A 16524-nucleotide genomic window follows, 5' to 3' on the forward strand; every position below is an offset into this window, starting at 1 on the left:
GTAGTCGGCGCCCCAGGGGGTGGAGGGTGTTGCGCGGGTGCTGGGGGGCAGCGACCAGGAAAGGCTGAGGGTGAGCAGCAGCAGGAGCAGCAGGCGGCAGAGGCGGGGCATGGTCTGACCCTCTTGGGTTGGCATGAAAGGGCCGCGTGGCGGCCCCTTGCACGACGTCACTTGATACTCAGCGGCACCGTTACGCTCTGCCCCAGCGCCGACTTCACCGTCACCGCCGGTGGCGAAGCCGGGCCGCTGCCGGTAGTGGTCACCGACAGCTTCCAGCGCGCACCGCTGCCGCTGCTGCTCAAGGTTGCCAGGCCCAGGTCGAGCGGCCCGCTGGTGGTGTTGGTGGAGACCCGGATACTGTTGCCGGCGGCCACCGAGGTGGTCCCGGAGACTTCCCAGGTCCAGCGGCTGTTGCTGCGCAACTGCACCGTGGCGCTGCTGACCTGGATCTCGTCCATCGGCACCGCTGGCGAGACCGCGATGCTCACCGTGGCCGGCGCCAGCGACTCGAGGCCCTTGGCGTCGCGCGCGGCGTAGGTGAAGCTGGCGGTGAACGCCGTGGCGACGGTGGCCGGTGGGGTGTAGGTGAGCTGCGTGCCGTTGCTGCTGACCGTGCCCTGGCCGGAGTCGGGCTGGGCCAGGCTGCTGATGCTCAGCGGCAGGTTGCCGTCGGGGTCGGTGTCGTTGGCCAGCACGTTGAGCACGATCGGCTTGCCGGCCGAGGTCGCGGCACTGTCGTTCACCGCCACCGGCGGCTTGTTGCTGTCATTGCCGGAGCCACTGCTGGCAGTGCGGAAGGTCGGCAGGGCGGCGGAGTTGACGTATTCCACGCCATCCCAGCCGGGTAGCGGCGTCGGCATCATCTGGAACTGGCCGGGGTGTTCCAGGTCCCAGCGCAGCAGCATCGAGGTGTCCTCGTGCTGGGTGTTGTGGCAGTGCTCCATGTAGGTGCCGGCGAACTCGCGGAAGCGAATGGCCATTTCCACTTCTTCCGACGAGTCAGCGTCCGGGCCGATGCGGTAGACGTCCTTGCGCGCCCACTTCTCCCATTCCGGCGGCGCCTTGCCGTCGCGGCTGAGGATCACCCCTTCCTCGAAGTGCACGTGCACCGGGTGGCTCCAGCCATTGCCGCCGTTCTTGATCTTCCACACCTCCAGGGTACCGTCGCCGCTGAAGCCGCCGTCGGTGGCTTCGTTGGCCAGTTGCGGGGCGGCGCTGATGCGCCGTGGGTCCATGCTGTAGCCGAAGCCGCCGTCGGTCTTGATGGTCCAGGGCGCGCTGTCGGTGCCGTCGGAGCGGCCGAAGATGAACTCGCGGTGGCGGGCGGCCTTGATCTTGCCCTGGTCGCTGGTGCTGTTGCGGTCGATGGCCAGGGGGATCATCACCAGGCCTGCGGCCTTGCCGGGCTTGGCCGGTTCATACAGGCTCGGGTCCATGCTGACGTCCTGGCCGGTATAGGGCTGCACGATCAGTTGCATGAACTTGCCGACCACCGGGTCGCCGCCATCCCATTCCGGGCCCTTGCTGGTCTGCTTGATCACCGCCTTGTACTTTTCCGACAGCACGTCGGCGAGGCTAATGGGCTGTTTCGGGCCCTTGCCGGTCTCGTGCTCCATGAGGTTGACGAAGTACAGCTTGTCGCCGACCTTGATCCCGTTCCTGGCGAAATTGATGATGATGTCGTATCGCTCGGCGATGCCCTGCAGCGGCAGGATGGCGTTGTTGTCCTGCAGGTTGCCATCGCCGTTGAGGTCCAGGGTGCCGTCGAACGGCACGGCGTGTTCCATGATGTTGCCGTCGTTGGCGATCATGTGGAACGGCACGCGGGCATAGGAGACGTTGGAGCCGCTCGGGCCCTTGAACTCGCCGCTGTTGCCGGCGATTTCACGCACCACGGCAAACTTGAAGTAGCGCGACACCGAGCCGTTGAGGATACGGAAGCGGTAGCTGCGCGCGCGCACCTTGAGCTTGGGCTGGTACTGCCAGTTGACCAGGATCTGGTCGCCGAGGAAGCCGTCGGTGTTGAACGGGTTGAACCACAACTGGCCATTGGCGTCCCAGGCCTTGTCGGCGATCACCAGGTTGACGTCGTAGTCGCGGTTGCCCCAGGGCATCGCCGCGCCGCTGGGGAAACGCAGGTTGACGCCGTCCTGCAGGGCCTCGTTGCCGCGGTCGATGGCCGAGTAGTAGTTCATCATCACCGCGTTGCCCTTGTAGACGTTCTGCGCGGTGAAATCGAGCATGTGGTCGTGGAACCAGTGGGTGCTCATGGTCTCGCGCCAGTCGCCGCGAATCTTGATGCTGCCGTTCTCGCAGGTCTTGAGGCCCGGGGAGGCGTCGTTGACGTACAGGGTTTCGCCCGGCGCGCAGGGGAAGGCCGCGCGCGGGTCCTGGGCGCGGGTGTTGATGGTGTCGTAGCCGGCCAGCTGGATCGGCCAGCGGTAGTCGTAATACTGGCCGGGGAAGAAGTAGGCGTTGGCGAAGCCGTCGCTCTCGGCCGGCGAGTGGCCGTTGTGCTCGTGGGTGGAGATGGTATGCAGGCCAAAGCCGTTGTTGGCCGAAGGGTCGATCGGCAGGGCGTTGTAGTGGCGCATCAGCACCGGTTGGCCGTAGCGCACCATCAGCAGCTTGACCGGGAAGGTGCCGTCGAAGGTCCACAGCGCCTTGTGGCCCTGCAGGGGCATTTTCGGGTGGAAGCGGGTGTCGATGCCCTTGGTGGTGCCCAGGGTGGTGGGGATGTCGGAGGTCTGGTAGTACAGCCCGCCGGGGGCGAACTCACCCTTGGCGTAGTTGTGCAACTGCTTGCGGTCGCGCAGGCCTTGGTTGATGCGTGCGCCGGCCTGGGCGGTCTTGAACGCGGCCTGGGGGTAGAACTCGTTCCAGCGCTGGTGCGACCAGCCCTTTCCTGGCGGACGGCCTTCGGCGGGCGAGCCGACCCCGCTGCGGTTGAGGAACATCTCGATCTGCGCCTTCCACGGGTTGCGGTCGAGCACGTTGGCGTACTGCGACGGGAACGGCGTCAGCCCCGGCTGGGTCAGGAACGCCTCCAGGGCGTTGCCGTTGGGGCTGCTGCGTGCCGCGTAGTCGGGGTCCTGGGCCGGGGCCGCGCCGATCACGGGCGGCGGAAAGGTCATGGAGTAGGGCGGGGTGGCCGGGTCGAGTTTCTCCGGGCCGAACTCTTCGAACAACAGCAGCTGCTGGGTGAACGGCTCGGCGCCGAACAAGGGGCTGGGCTTGCCGTTGGTGGGGTACTTGCGCGAGGTCTGCAGCGCGGGGGGCAGCACGTTGTTGCTGGTCACCGTGGCGCGGGTGCCGTAGACGCCATTGGTCAGCTCCAGCGAGCCCTCGTTGGCCTCGGGCATCGACTGCAAGGCCTCCAGTGCCGCCGCCTGGGCCACTGGTGTGGCGGGCGGGTCGCTGTAGGCGGAAGGATCGGTAGGCGGTGGCTGGCTCACGTCGTCGAGCGACCCGGCGAACGCGCTGGCCAGCCCCAGGCTTAGCAGCAGTGCCGTGAGGGAGGACAACCTGAACACCTGGGTCGATGTTGCAGCTGGTTTCTTCATTGCCGTATGCCCCGTGTTGTGCAGATTGGCATCTGTTGCCACTCGAAGAGCGGCGATGTGCCTTGAGCAGGGCTCAGCAACGGCTGTGCCAAAGGGTAAATGGCCAAACGCCAGTTGTTTCAAGATGTTGCAATATTGCGAACGAGATACGCTCAGCCTTTTGCCGCAAACCTGGGGCTGGACACCCATTGCTGGGTGGGGAATGCTCCCCAGCCGATGTCATCGATCGTCGCAGGGAGCCCACATGGATCCGCTCTACCTCATCGCCCTTGGCGCCATCGTCGCCGGTTTCGTCCAGGGCCTGTCGGGCTTTGCCTTCGGCATGGTGGCCATGTCGTTCTGGGCCTGGGGACTGGAACCGAAGGTGGCGGCGGTGCTGACCGTGTTCGGCAGCCTTACCGGGCAGTTGATCGCGGTGTTCAGCGTGCGCCGGGGTTTCAGCTGGACACTGCTGTGGCCCTTCGTGTTGGGTGGCCTGGCGGGGATTCCGCTGGGTGTTTGGGTGCTGCCTTACCTGGACATGCTGTGGTTCAAGGCGGTGTTCGGCACGCTGTTGGTGGTGTGGTGCCCACTGATGCTGCTGGCGCCGCGCCTGCCGCGTTTGCAGGGCGGGCGCCTGGCCGATGGCGCGGTGGGCATGGTCGGCGGGGTGTTGGGCGGTATCGGCGGCTTTACCGGCACCGTGCCGACGCTCTGGTGCACCCTGCGCGGGTTCGAGCGCGACACCCAGCGGGCGGTGATCCAGAACTTCAACCTGTCGATGCTGGCGGTGACCATGCTCACCTACCTGGGCAGCGGGTTGGTGACCCCGGCGTTGCTGCCGGCGTTCGCGGTGGTGGCGTTGGCGATGGCAGTGCCGACGCTGCTGGGTACGCGGTTGTACCTGGGGATCAGTGAACTGGCATTTCGCCGGATCGTGCTGGGGCTGCTGACCTTGTCCGGGGTGGCGATGCTGGCCGTGGCGGTGCCGGGGTTGCTGGCGCGGGGCTGACACGGCCGATCGCGGGGCAGCCAACCCTTGCCCGAACCCGGTGTTCTTGGCACCCTTGCCTGCCTTGCGTCTCGTCGCCCCTGCAAAACAAGGAACCCTCAAGGTGAATTGGGAAAAAGTCGGTAAATCCCTGGTGGGCCTGCTGGCCCTGGTCGCCGTCGCCGCCATGCTCTATGCGGTGCTGCGCGATGACGACCGCCTGCAGGCACGCCTGACCTACGCCCATCTCACCTACCCGGGCCAGTTCAGCGAGCGCATCAGCCAGGCCAACGACCTGCTCAAGTATGAGCGGTTGCACACGCAGATCAGCGAGATCGGCGCCGGCGCGCTCAGCCACCCGCAGATCGACAAGCTGGTCGACCTGGCCCAGGCCCCGTACCTGCAACTGTTCGCCAGGCCGTTCGAGGCCGGGTTGGTGGATCACCGCACAGGCCTGCTCATCGAGCTGTACAACCCTGCGCAGGCGCCGCTCAAGGCCGTGCACATCCGCTTGCCGGCCAAGGGCCTGGTGCAGGTGCGCGACGCCGCCGGCAACGACACGCTGGTGCCGACGCCCACCAGCAGCATCGACCTGCCGGCCATCGACGGGGTGAGCGAAAGCAAGGTCTGGGTGTACTTCGATGCCGACTATTCGCAGATCCGTCAGGGCGGGATCAGCATCCGCGATGCCGACGGCAGCGCCGATATCCAGGTGACCCGTGAAGTGGTGGGGTTCCCGGCGCTGCTGGCGCGCTACAGCCAGGTGGTGGCGGCGGTGTTTTCCGGGCTGGTGCTGGGAGTGCTGGCGCTGGCCTATGCGTGGCTGGGGCGGGCGAGGGCAGCGCGTATTTCGCATTCGCTGTAGGCAGGCTTGCTTGAAAAAGACCTGAATGATGACCAAAATATAGCGCTTGAATGAGGGCTATTATCATGCAGAACATCTTTGCCGACGTCACTGTCAGTGTCTCGGAATTAAAGAGGAATCCTACGGCAGTCATGGCCGATGCACAGGGGAAACCGGTGGCAGTCCTCAACCATAATCGCGTCATGGGCTACATGGTGCCCGCTGAACTCTACGAGGCGATGATGGAGCGACTGGAAGATATCGAACTGGTGGCATTGGTCAAGGCGCGCGCGGGAGAGAAAGGCATCCCGGTCGAGCTGGATGACCTATAGGCTCGAGTTCCTGCCTTCGGCCCTGAAGGAGTGGGAGAAGCTGGGGCACACCGTACGTGAGCAGGCCAGAAAGAAGCTCCGGCAACGCTTGCTCTCGCCCAAGGTCGGTGTGGATGCGCTGCGTGATTTGCCCAACCACTACAAGATCAAGCTCAGGGCCAGCGGCTATCGACTGGTCTACCGCGTCGAGGATGATCGGGTAGTGGTTGTGGTGGTGGCGATAGGCAAGCGTGAGCGCGGGCAGGCCTATCGCTCGGCTTACAATCGCTGAGTTTATGCAGCATCCCAGCTAGGTCATTGGTGTACAGGCCGACAGCAAGGCCTCGATGAACAGGCCTTCCGCACGGCTCATGCGTTGGTCCCTGTTCCACAGCAGGTGGATGTCCACGTCGGCAATCCCCTCGTGCGGCGGCAGTTTCCACAACAGCCCCGCGTCTACATCCGCCGCCACCACATGCTCGGGCAAGCAACCGATGCCGAAACCGGCAATGACCAGGCGGCGCACCTCTTCCAGGCTCGGTGACGAGGCGACGATGCGCCCGGCGAAGCCCTGCTGGTCGCGGAAGATGGTCAGCGGCGAAAGCATGCCGCCGATCTGGTCGCTGGTAAAACTGACAAAGTTCTCCCGTTGCAGGTCGCCTTCGGCCTGGCCGAACAGCCCGTGGTGCCTGCCGCAGAAGAACGCGTAGCGCTGGCGCAGGAACAGCCGTTGCTCCAGCCGTGGCTGCGGCCGACGGTTGAGGCTCAGGCCGGCGGTGGCAGTCTTTTCCTGCAGCGCGGCGACGATGTCGGAGCTGCGCATTACGTCGATCTCCAGCTCCACCCGCGGGTGCTGGCGGTGAAACTCGGCGAGAAAATCATCGAAGCGTTCGCTGACGATGCGGCTGATCATCAGCAGGCGCACCTTGCCTACCAGCTCGTCCGCCGGCTGCTCCAGCAAGCCACCGATCTGCGACATCTGCCCGTACACCTCGCCGGCCAGCTGGAACAGTTGCTCGCCCACCTCGGTCAGCACGAAACGCGGGCCGCGTCGGGCGATGAGCTGGCGTCCGAGCTGTTCCTCGAGGCGCTTGAGCGCCTGGCTCACGGCCGGCTGGGTGAGGTGCAGGCGGGCTGCGGCGCGGCTGATCGACAGCTCCTGGCCGATGACGCGGAAGGTGCGCAGCAGGTTCCAGTCGAGGCGGTCGTTGAGCAGGCGGTCGGGCATGGTCGGGCTCGATGATAAGCGTGGTTAATAATTCGAATAATAAATAGAAAATTGAATTATAGGCCTTGGCGATGAATCATCTCCAGCAGTGCAGGCGCCGTCAGAGCGCCGCCGCGTCCCAGAAAACTCCTGCCAGAAAAACAACCAAAGGAGCCACCCATGAAGCCCGCCGCTTCGCCCCAACCGCGCCGTGCCGCCGCCGCCGCGTTCATCGGCACCATGATCGAGTGGTACGACTTCTACATCTATGCCACCGCCGCCGCGCTGGTGTTCGGCGCCTTGTTCTTCCCCTCCGACAACAGCCTGTTCAGCACCATGGCCGCCTTCGGCACCTTCGCCGTGGGCTTCTTCGCCCGCCCCCTGGGCGGCATCGTCTTCGGCCACATCGGTGACCGCATCGGTCGCAAGAAATCACTGGTCATCACCCTGCTGATGATGGGCGTGGTCACCGTCGCCATCGGCCTGCTGCCGACCTACGCGCAGATTGGCGCCACCGCGCCGGTGCTGTTGATCCTGCTGCGGGTGGTCCAGGGCATCGCCGTGGGCGGTGAGTGGGGCGGGGCGGTGCTGATGGCCGGCGAGCATGCGCCCAAGGGGCGCCGCAATTTCTTCGCCTCGTTCGCCCAGCTGGGTAGCCCGGCGGGCCTGATCCTGTCGCTGCTGGCGTTCAGCGCGGTCACTCGCCTGCCGGAAGACGACCTGATGAGCTGGGGCTGGCGCGTGCCGTTCCTGGCCAGCGCGTTGCTGCTGCTGGTGGGCCTGGCAATTCGCCTGGGGGTCAACGAGTCGCCCGAGTTCCTCGCCAGCCGCGCGCAGGCCGAGAAGGCCCGGCGCAAGGAGCAGGCGCCGGTGCTGGAGGTGCTGCGCACCGCGTGGCGACCGCTGTTGCTGTGCATCGGCGCCAATACCCTGGGTATCGCCGGGGTCTATTTCACCAACACCTTCATGATCAGCTACACCACCCAGCAGTTGCACCTGGAGCGCTCGCTGATCCTCGAATGCCTGTTCTTCGTGGCGATCATCCAGTTCTGCGTGCAGCCCCTGGCTGCGTGGGTCTCGGAGAAGCTCGGCGCCACGCGCTTCCTGGCGCTGGTCGCGCTGCTGGCGATGGCCTCGCCGTACCCGATGTTCGTGCTGGTGAGCAGTGGCGAAGGCCCGTTGATCGTGCTCGGCATTGCCCTTGCCGCGGCGTGCATGGCGTCGTTCTACGCGGTGATCGCCGGGTATGTCAGCGGCATGTTCGACACCCGCGTGCGCTACACCGCCATCTCCCTGGCCTATCAGGTCTGCGGCGCCGTCGCCGGGGGCCTGACCCCGCTGATCGGCACCTGGCTGGCGCACAGCTTCACCGGCCAATGGTGGCCGATGGCGGTCTTCTACAGCCTGATCGCCTGCACTTCCCTGGTCTGCGTGCTGGCGCTGACGCGCCGGTACGCCCGTAGCCGACAGCTTGAGCTGGCCTGAATCTGGAGTATCCGCAATGTTGAAAAGCAATGGCGAACGCCTGTGGGCGAGCCTGATGGCCATGGCCGAGGTCGGCGCCACCGCCCGTGGCGGCAACTGCCGCCTGGCCCTGAGCGACGAGGACAAGGCCGGTCGCGAGCTGTTCGGCCACTGGTGCCGCGAGGCCGGCTTGAGCCTGAGTGTGGATGCCATCGGCAACCTGTTTGCCCGTCGCGAGGGCACCGACCCGCATGCCGCGCCGGTGATGATGGGCAGTCACCTCGACACCCAGCCCGAAGGCGGGCGTTTCGACGGCGTTTACGGCGTGCTGGCCGGGCTGGAGGTGGTGCGCCGGCTGAACGACCTGGGCATCCGTACCCGCAAGCCGCTGGAGATCGCGGTGTGGACCAACGAGGAGGGCGCCCGTTTCACCCCGGCCATGTTCGGCTCGGCGGTGTTCACCGGCACCTTGTCGCTGGCGCAGGCCCTGGCGATCCGCGATGCCGACGGTATCAGTGTCGCCGATGAACTGGCGCGCACCGGTTTTGCCGGCCAGCGCCCGCTGGGTGGCGCCGTGGACGCCTATTTCGAGGCACATATCGAGCAGGGCCCGATCCTCGAGGACAACGCCAACAGCATCGGCGTGGTCAGCGGCGGCCAGGCGATCCGCTGGCTCGACGTGACCGTCGAGGGCATGGCCGCCCATGCCGGCACCACGCCGATGAAGCTGCGCAAGGATGCCTTGTACGGCGTGGCGCGGATGATCCAGGCCATCGAACAGCTGGCCACGGACTTCGCTCCCGAGGGCCTGACCACGGTTGGCGAGCTGAATATTGCCAAGTCTTCGCGCAACACCATTCCGGGCGTTGTGCGCTTCAGCCTCGACCTGCGTCATCACCGCGACGCGGCCATCGAAGCGATGGAGCGCGACATCAGCCTGCAACTGCAGGCCATTGCCAACCAGCGCGGTCTCAGCGTGCGCATCGAGCGCCACTGGGTCAGCCCGGCCACGCCGTTCGATGCCGAGTGCGTGGCCGCCGTGCAGCAGGCGGTGGATGGCCTGGGCTACAGCCAGCAGTCCATCGTCAGTGGCGCCGGTCACGACGCGATCCTGCTGGCACGCTACTGCCCCACGGCGATGGTGTTCATTCCCTGCGTCGGCGGGCTGAGCCACAACGAAGCCGAGGACGTGCTGCCCGAGGATGCCCGCCAGGGCGCCGATGTTTTGCTCAACGCCGTGCTGGCCCGTGCCGGCCAGGTTGTCCAAGGAGAGGCCTGATGCGCTGCTATTTTCACCCCGAACAACTGCTGCACCATCCGCGCAGCTATTACTCCCGTGGCGCGATGCACACCCCGCAGGAGGTCCCCGAGCGCGCCCAGCGGCTGTTGCAGGCTGCCAAGGGCCTGGGCTTCGACATTCGCCAGCCTGCCGATGCCGGCCTCGCACCGCTCAAGGCCGTACACGGCGAGGCTTACCTGAGCTTCCTCGAACAAGCCCATGCGCGCTGGAAAGAGGTGCCCGAGGACTGGGGCGATGAAGTCATGTCCAACATCTTCGTGCGCGAGCCCAACGCCCTGCGTGGCATCCTCGCCCAGGCCGGGCGCTACCTGGCCGATGGCAGCTGCCCGGTGGGCGAGCACACCTGGCGCTCGGCCTATTGGTCGGCGCAGAGCGCGGTGGCCGGCGCCCAGGCGATCGTCGATGGTGAGCCCGCCGTCTATGCCCTGTGCCGGCCGCCGGGGCATCATGCCCGTTACGATGCCGCTGGCGGTTTCTGCTACCTCAACAATGCCGCCGTGGCCGCCCAGGTATTGCGAAGTCGCTACAGCCGCGTGGCTATCCTGGACACCGACATGCACCACGGGCAGGGCATCCAGGAGATCTTCTACGAGCGCGACGATGTGCTGTATGTCTCGGTGCACGGTGACCCGACCAACTTCTACCCCGGCGTGGCGGGGTTTGCGGACGAGCGTGGCCAAGGCGCGGGGGAGGGCTGCAATCTCAATCTGCCGATGGCCCACGGGGCGAGTGAAGCGGACTTCATGGCGCAATTGGAGGTTGCGTTGCAAGCGGTGAAGAGCTTTGGCGCCGAGGTGCTGGTGTTGTCGTTGGGGTTCGATATCTACGAGCTGGATCCGCAGAGCAAGGTGGCGGTGACGACCGACGGTTTTGCGCGGTTGGGGGAGCGGATTCGGGCGCTGCGGTTGCCCTGCCTGATTGTGCAAGAGGGGGGGTATCACCTTGAGAGCCTGGACGCGAATGCGCGGGCGTTCTTCTCTGAAAAACGGGATTGGCGATAGGACTATCGCGGGGCAAGCCCGCTCCCACCGTTGTGATACAACCTGTGGGAGCGGGCTTGCCCCGCGATTGCGGTGGTAGGGGTGTTACACCCCGCCCCGGCGAACATGCTTGACCAGCACCTTCTCCAGCAACTCCCACATCGCCCGGTGCTGAACGCCACATTGAAGCGCATCCACCCGGTGGCCTTGGCAGCGACCATGAATAGCTGCCCGGGCCCGAGCATGATGCCTTTCTCCAGGGCATCGTCCAGCAGCGCGGCGCTGTCGGGGATCGCTAGATGGCGGGTCCAGATGTACATCCCTTTGTCTGATTCGATGAACAGCTCGAAACCCAGCCGCCTGGGCGAAATGCTTCTCGAGTAACTGCCCACGTACACCACCTGCAGCAGGTGGTGTAGCTGCGCCAGTGGAGGGGCGCGGCACGCCCATTAGGGTGACGCCCTGGTTGCGCATCAGTTGCGTCGGTTTCATTCAGGCCTGACATTTTTGCCAGTTGTACGGCTTCTTGAAGGAGTGCCACTATTTTGTAGCGGGTTCATTAATCACTACTTGGAGGCGGGACATGAGTGCAGAACTGGAAGCGGTGTTGAAATCTCTCTTCGATAAGGCTGATACCAATAAGGATGGTAAGATTTCAGTAAAGGATTTATCGGGTATTGGCACGGTGGATGACAAGACTAAAGCCAATTTAGATAGTTTTTTCGCTGCTCTTGATACTGACAAGGACGGCGAAGTTACCTTTGATGAGTTCAAGGTAAAGTATGGTCTTGTTAAAAAGTAAGGTATGAGTGAGTATGCCTGTGGGCCGCGCAGCGGCCCTTTGGGTAATGGACTACTTGATAAACCATCTGTTGACGTTCATGAACAATCGCTCCTAGCCCAAAGGGTCATAGGCCATGAACTTGATCACCTTGATGTATTCTTGACCTGCACTCTGCAGTTTTTGTTACCCACGTTCATGACAGGTTCTGCGTTGGCCTTACGTACCACCCCGGCGAACGTGCTTGACCAGCACCTTCTCTAGCAACTCCCACATCGCCGGATCCGTACTGAACGCCACATTGAAACGCATCCACCCGGTGGCCTTGGCGTCGACCATGAATAGCTGCCCGGGGCCGAGCATGATGCCTTTCTCCAGCGCATCGTCCAGCAGCGCGGCGCTGTCGGGGATCGCCGGATGGCGGGTCCAGATATACATGCCCTCGTCTGATTCGATGAACAGCTCAAAGCCCAGCCGGTGCAGGTGCCGGCCGACTTCCTGATGCGCTTCGGCCAGGCGCTGGCGCAGGCGTTTGAGGTGCTTGCGCCAACGGCCGTCGATGATCGCGGCGTACACCACCCGCTCCATCACCTGCGAGGTGGTCAGGCCCGAGCGCATCTTCAGGTGCAGCAGTTGCTGGGTCAGCTCGGGGTTCGCCAGCAGGTAGCCGACCCGCACATTGGGCGAGATGCTTTTCGAGTAGCTGCCCACGTACACCACCTGCTGCAGGTGGTCGAGGCTGGCCAGGCAGGGCAGCGGGTCGGCGATCATGTCGGCATAGAGGTTGTTCTCCACCAGCCGGAAGCCATGCTGGCTGGCCAACTGCAGCAGGCGGTGCAACTGCGCCAGCGGGGTGCGCGAGCAGGTCGGGCTGTGCAGGTGCGGCTGGGTGAAGAACGCCGTGGGGCGGTGGTGGGCCAACAGGCGCTCGAGCTGGTCGAGGTCGTAGCCCGCCGGGGTACGCGGCACGCCCACCAGGGTGGCGCCCTGGGTGCGCAGGATGCTCATCAGGTTGGGGTAGCCGGGGTCGTCCACCAGCACCACGTCGCCGGGGCGCACCAGGGTGCGCACGGCCAGGTCCAGAGCCTGGCTGGCGCCGTGGGTGAGCATCAGCTGCGCCGGATTGGCGACGATCGACAGTTCCTGCTGCAGGTTCTGCGCGGTCAGCGCGCGCAGCTCCGGCAGGCCCAGGGGGTCGCCATAGCCGGACAGCTCCAGCGGGCTGCCGGCCACCTGGCGCAGGCCGCGACGCAGGCCTTCTTCGTACATCCAGTCGTTGGGCAGCCAGCCGCAACCCGGTTTGAACGGCAACTGACGGATCTCGAAGATCTGTTGCAGGTACCACTCGGAATTGAAGGTGGGGCGGCTGGTATCGACCTCGACGTTGTGCTTGTCCAGTAGCTCGTTCGCCGCACGATTGACGAAGAACCCCGCATTGCCCTTGCTTACCAGCAAGCCCTGGGCCACCAGCCGGTCATAGGCCTCGACCACGGTGAAGGTGCTCACCGAGTAGGTCGAGGCGAACGCCCGGATCGACGGGACCTTGGCCCCGGGCTTGAGGGTCTGGTCATCGATCAGCGCGCGCAGCCCGTCGATGATCTGGTTGACCAGCGGGGTGGAGGAGTCCGGATGGAGCTGGAGCATTCGGGGGCCTTCAGGTGTGCGCGGCGCCAGGCGCCTGCAGGGGTATCGCGGGTGTATTGCATCGGCGGCCTGTACAGTGCAGTGCGTTTTTCATGCCGCTGTGCATGGCTCTATGTGTTCGACATTTTTACATTACGTGTCAGATATAGCCAACACAGCACGTACCAGCGCCATGAATAATCACAACATCGCTGCTTTGCCGTCGGGGTTTGCCCCGCACCTTCCTTTCGCTTGGCCGGACGCTTCTCGTCCGTCCCCAGCATGGTTCAGTTCGTCCAGAGGGTTGCCTCTGGCCGCGTAAGCAGGCCGCCACGGATGGCCTGCGTGTGCTCGCGCACACCTCCCTGCCCGCAGTAGCACTGATGTACAGGTGAGACCGATAACCATCGGGGTTTCACAGTTTTTCCTTGGATAAAAAGAAGCACGGGGTAAATAACTGATGGACGCAACATCCACATCCACCACCGCGAAGGACGGGCACGAGAGCAAGCTCAGTGCCTCGCTCAAGTCGCGCCACCTGACGATGATGTCGATCGCCGGGGTGATCGGCGGCGCCTTGTTCGTCGGTTCCGGCAGCGTGATCCATAGTGCCGGCCCGGCCGCCGTGCTGGCGTACCTTGCCGGTGGCATCCTGGTGGTGCTGATCATGCGTATGCTTGGCGAGATGGCGACCTCGTCGCCGGACACCGGCTCGTTTTCCACCTACGCCGACCGCGCCATTGGTCGCTGGGCCGGCTTCACCATCGGCTGGCTTTACTGGTGGTACTGGGTGATCCTCATGGCCTGGGAGGCCTACGTGGCGGGCAAGATCCTGCACGGTTTCTTCCCCGACGTGAGCGTTAACGTGTTCGTGCTGGCCACGACGCTGGTGCTGATCACCGTCAACTTCTTCAACGTCAAGCACTATGGCGAGTTCGAGTTCTGGTTCGCGCTGATCAAGGTGGTGGCGATCGTCTGCTTCCTGGTGGTGTGCACCGCCGCGGTGATGAACATCTGGCAGTTCGGTGAAGTGCGCGGCATCACCCACCTGACCGCCGAAGGCTTCATGCCCAACGGTATCACCACGGTCATCGGGGCCTTGCTGGGGGTGATGTTCGCCTTCCTCGGCGCCGAGATCGTCACCATCGCCGCGTCCGAAGCCAAGGATCCGGCCACCCAGATCGTCAAGGCGACCAACTCGGTGGTATGGCGGGTGTGTCTGTTCTACGTGGGCTCGATCTTCCTGATCGTCTGCCTGGTGCCGTGGAACGACCCGCAGTTGGGTGTCTCCGGCTATGGCGCCTATCGCCGTACCCTGGAACTTCTGGGCGTGCCGTATGCCGAGTTGCTGATGAACTTCGTGGTGCTGACCTCGGTGAGCAGCTGCCTGATCTCCGGCCACTACACCGCCTCGCGCATGCTGTTCTCCCTGGCCCAGCGCGGCGACGCGCCACGCCTGTTCAAGTTCACCCGCACCGGTACCGGCGTGCCGGTGAACGCGATCATCGGCTCGTGCCTGGTGGCGGTGTTCTGCGCGCTGATCAACTTCAGCGAGACCCTGCGACCGAAGGACGTGCTGGAAACCTTGATGAACACCACCGGCATGATCGCCCTGCTGGTGTATCTGGTGATCGCCTTCTCGCAACTGCGCATGCGCCGCAAGCTGATCGCCGAGGGCAAGGAAGTGCGCCTGAAGATGTGGCTGTTCCCGTGGCTGACCTACCTGGTGATCGCGTTCATCGTGGCGGCCCTGGTGACCATGGCCTTCATGCCTGACTACCAGATCCTGGTGATTTCCACTGGTATCGCCGCGGCCATCGTGGTGGCCATGGGCGTGGTGCACCAGATCCGTAGCGCCAAGCGTCACTGATTGCGGTAGTGCCTCTGGCAACGGCCGGTCCCTCTCGGAGGGACCGGCCGTTGTCGTTTGGGGCAAAGCCTTGTTTGCCGATCAGATCATCCTTACGTTGCAGCATGCCGACATGGCTTATGCTGCACACAATTGCCCTACGAGGAGTCGTCCATGGCCTGGTCCGCCACTCAGTACTCACTGTTCGAAGACGAACGCACCCGCGCCGTGCGCGATCTGCTGGCCGCCGTGCCGGCGCGTCCGGCGCGGCACGCCACGGACCTGGGCTGCGGCCCGGGAAATTCCACCGAGGTGTTGTTGCAGCGCTGCCCCGATGCCCAGGTCCTGGCCCTGGACAGCGACCCGGACATGATCGACAAGGCCCGGCAGCGGCCACGGCTGAGCATTCCGCGGGTGCGCTGCGAGATTGGCGAGATCGCCAGTTGGACGGCCCACGAGCCCCAGGACCTGATCCTGGCCAACGCGTCGCTGCAGTGGGTGCCGGACCACGCCAGCCTTTACCCGCACCTGGTGCGGCAATTGGGCGAGGGCGCCAGCCTGGCCGTGCAGACGCCCGACAACCTCGACGAGCCGGCGCACCGCCGGTTGCGCGAGATCGCCAGTCAGGGGCCCTGGGCCGGGAAGTTCGCCGATTTCAGCCTGCCGCCGCGGCACAATGCCGGTTTCTACTACGACCTGCTCAGCCCGCTGTGCGCGCGGGTGGATGTGTGGCGCACCACCTATCACCACCCGCTGGTCGGCGGCGCCGAGGCGGTGGTGGAGTGGTTCAAGGGCTCGGCGTTGCGGCCTTACCTGGCTCGGCTGGATGAGCAGGAGCAGGCGAGTTTCCTGCAGCTTTACCTGCAGGCCATGCAGCGTGACTACCCGCCGGCCAGCGATGGCAGGGTGTTGTTGCCGTTCCCGCGGTTATTCGTGGTGGCGACGCGCTAGGCGCCAGATCACGCAGGCGTAGATGCCCAGGTTGAGCAGCAGTACGACGGTGCCTAGCCACAGCTGGATTTGCGGGGTCAGGCCGGCGGGGTAGATGACCGGCCAGATGTAGTGTTCGACGAAACCGCCGTGGTAGCCGGCGTCGCCGGCGGCGGTGCGCAGGTGGTTTTCCCAGTCGGTCAGGGGGCACTCCAGGTGCAGGCCTTCCACGGCCAGGCCCCAGGCGAGGGCGGGAAGATGGAGGAGCAGGGCGCGGCGGCGCCAGAGCACCAACAGGCCGCCGAACAGGACCAGCAGGATGAACGAGAGGTGGAACAGGACCAGGGTGTCGGCGGCCAGGCGGTAGAACATGGTGGGTGGGGCCTTGTTGTTGGAGAGGGGTTAGTTTGTCATGGTTTCTGGTTTCTGGTTTCTGGTTTCTGGTTTCTGGGTTTCTGGGTTTCTGGGTTTCTGAGGTTGGGGCTTCAATTGTTTTAATAGTTGTGTGCGCATTCATTTGCGATGTTGACGCTTATTCACCTTTCCGCCTTTACGGCGGGTTACTTTGGTCTTGGTGTATGGACCGGACACATGGTGGACACGTGTGCGGAGACATGGTTGACACATTATGGTCCGTAATCAGGTTTATTCACGTCGATGGTGCGCAGGCGTTGATGGCAGAAATAGACATCGAACATGTCC

14 protein-coding genes and 1 pseudogene are annotated in these 16524 nt (G+C 64.5%); 10 read left to right on the forward strand and 5 right to left on the reverse strand.

Features of this window, described 5'->3' with window-relative positions:
• Positions 1-167 precede the first annotated feature (167 nt).
• Positions 168-3563, reverse strand: coding sequence for an Ig-like domain-containing protein (locus DMX06_RS25515; protein ID WP_110739913.1), 3396 nt, complete (start codon positions 3561-3563; stop codon positions 168-170).
• A 244-nt stretch (positions 3564-3807) separates the two neighbouring features.
• Here DMX06_RS25515 and DMX06_RS25520 point away from each other — a divergent pair, with 244 nt between their 5' ends.
• From DMX06_RS25520 to DMX06_RS25535, 4 genes are all read left to right on the forward strand, one after another.
• Positions 3808-4554, forward strand: a complete 747-nt coding sequence (locus DMX06_RS25520) for a sulfite exporter TauE/SafE family protein (protein ID WP_181427901.1) — start codon at positions 3808-3810, stop codon at positions 4552-4554.
• Between the two features lie 103 nt (positions 4555-4657).
• Positions 4658-5398 (forward strand): hypothetical protein, encoded by a 741-nt coding sequence (locus tag DMX06_RS25525; protein WP_110739915.1) that lies wholly within the window; start codon positions 4658-4660, stop codon positions 5396-5398.
• 65 nt (positions 5399-5463) lie between these two features.
• Complete coding sequence (locus DMX06_RS25530) at positions 5464-5709, forward strand: type II toxin-antitoxin system prevent-host-death family antitoxin (protein WP_110739926.1); 246 nt, start codon at positions 5464-5466, stop codon at positions 5707-5709.
• Entirely contained in the window at positions 5699-5980 is a 282-nt protein-coding gene (locus tag DMX06_RS25535) for a type II toxin-antitoxin system RelE family toxin (RefSeq protein ID WP_110739916.1), read from the forward strand. Before DMX06_RS25530 ends, DMX06_RS25535 begins: the two co-directional genes overlap by 11 nt.
• Before the next feature lie 18 nt (positions 5981-5998).
• Here DMX06_RS25535 and DMX06_RS25540 read toward each other — a convergent pair whose 3' ends face one another.
• Positions 5999-6916 carry a LysR family transcriptional regulator gene (locus tag DMX06_RS25540; protein WP_110739917.1) on the reverse strand — a complete coding sequence of 306 codons (918 nt, stop codon included), beginning with the start codon at positions 6914-6916 and terminating at the stop codon, positions 5999-6001.
• A 159-nt stretch (positions 6917-7075) separates the two neighbouring features.
• On the opposite strand from DMX06_RS25540, the gene DMX06_RS25545 reads away from it, so the two are divergent.
• Genes DMX06_RS25545 through DMX06_RS25555 form a run of 3 tightly spaced genes read left to right on the forward strand, consistent with a single transcriptional unit; the run spans position 7076 to position 10660 of the window.
• On the forward strand, positions 7076-8380 hold the full coding sequence (locus tag DMX06_RS25545; protein ID WP_110739918.1) for an MFS transporter: 1305 nt from the start codon (positions 7076-7078) through the stop codon (positions 8378-8380).
• A 16-nt stretch (positions 8381-8396) separates the two neighbouring features.
• Entirely contained in the window at positions 8397-9638 is a 1242-nt protein-coding gene (locus tag DMX06_RS25550) for a Zn-dependent hydrolase (RefSeq protein ID WP_110739919.1), read from the forward strand.
• Positions 9638-10660 carry a histone deacetylase family protein gene (locus DMX06_RS25555; RefSeq protein WP_110739920.1) on the forward strand — a complete coding sequence of 341 codons (1023 nt, stop codon included), beginning with the start codon at positions 9638-9640 and terminating at the stop codon, positions 10658-10660. Before DMX06_RS25550 ends, DMX06_RS25555 begins: the two co-directional genes overlap by 1 nt.
• An 84-nt stretch (positions 10661-10744) precedes the next feature.
• Here DMX06_RS25555 and DMX06_RS25560 read toward each other — a convergent pair.
• Positions 10745-11073, reverse strand: a pseudogene (locus DMX06_RS25560) (hypothetical protein); the annotation flags it as partial.
• A 149-nt stretch (positions 11074-11222) separates the two neighbouring features.
• Between DMX06_RS25560 and DMX06_RS25565 the strand changes: the two are divergent.
• Complete coding sequence (locus DMX06_RS25565; protein ID WP_110739921.1) at positions 11223-11441, forward strand: EF-hand domain-containing protein; 219 nt, start codon at positions 11223-11225, stop codon at positions 11439-11441.
• 198 nt (positions 11442-11639) lie between these two features.
• Here the strand turns inward: DMX06_RS25565 and DMX06_RS25570 are convergent, their stop codons facing one another.
• On the reverse strand, positions 11640-13064 hold the full coding sequence (locus DMX06_RS25570) for an aminotransferase-like domain-containing protein (RefSeq protein WP_110739922.1): 1425 nt from the start codon (positions 13062-13064) through the stop codon (positions 11640-11642).
• Positions 13065-13503: 439 nt separating this feature from the next.
• On the opposite strand from DMX06_RS25570, the gene DMX06_RS25575 reads away from it, so the two are divergent.
• The gene (locus tag DMX06_RS25575; protein WP_110739923.1) at positions 13504-14913 is read left to right on the forward strand and encodes an amino acid permease; all 1410 of its coding nucleotides are present in this window, start codon (positions 13504-13506) and stop codon (positions 14911-14913) included.
• Positions 14914-15066: 153 nt separating this feature from the next.
• Positions 15067-15843, forward strand: a complete 777-nt coding sequence (gene tam / locus DMX06_RS25580) for a trans-aconitate 2-methyltransferase (RefSeq protein ID WP_110739924.1) — start codon at positions 15067-15069, stop codon at positions 15841-15843.
• On the opposite strand, the gene DMX06_RS25585 is transcribed toward tam, so the two are convergent.
• Positions 15820-16194 carry a DUF2784 domain-containing protein gene (locus DMX06_RS25585; RefSeq protein ID WP_110739925.1) on the reverse strand — a complete coding sequence of 125 codons (375 nt, stop codon included), beginning with the start codon at positions 16192-16194 and terminating at the stop codon, positions 15820-15822. The two genes, tam and DMX06_RS25585, sit on opposite strands and share 24 nt — an antisense overlap.
• Positions 16195-16524: the final 330 nt, after the last annotated feature.

Source organism: Pseudomonas mosselii (genome assembly GCF_003205295.1).
GTDB lineage: Bacteria > Pseudomonadota > Gammaproteobacteria > Pseudomonadales > Pseudomonadaceae > Aquipseudomonas > Aquipseudomonas mosselii_B.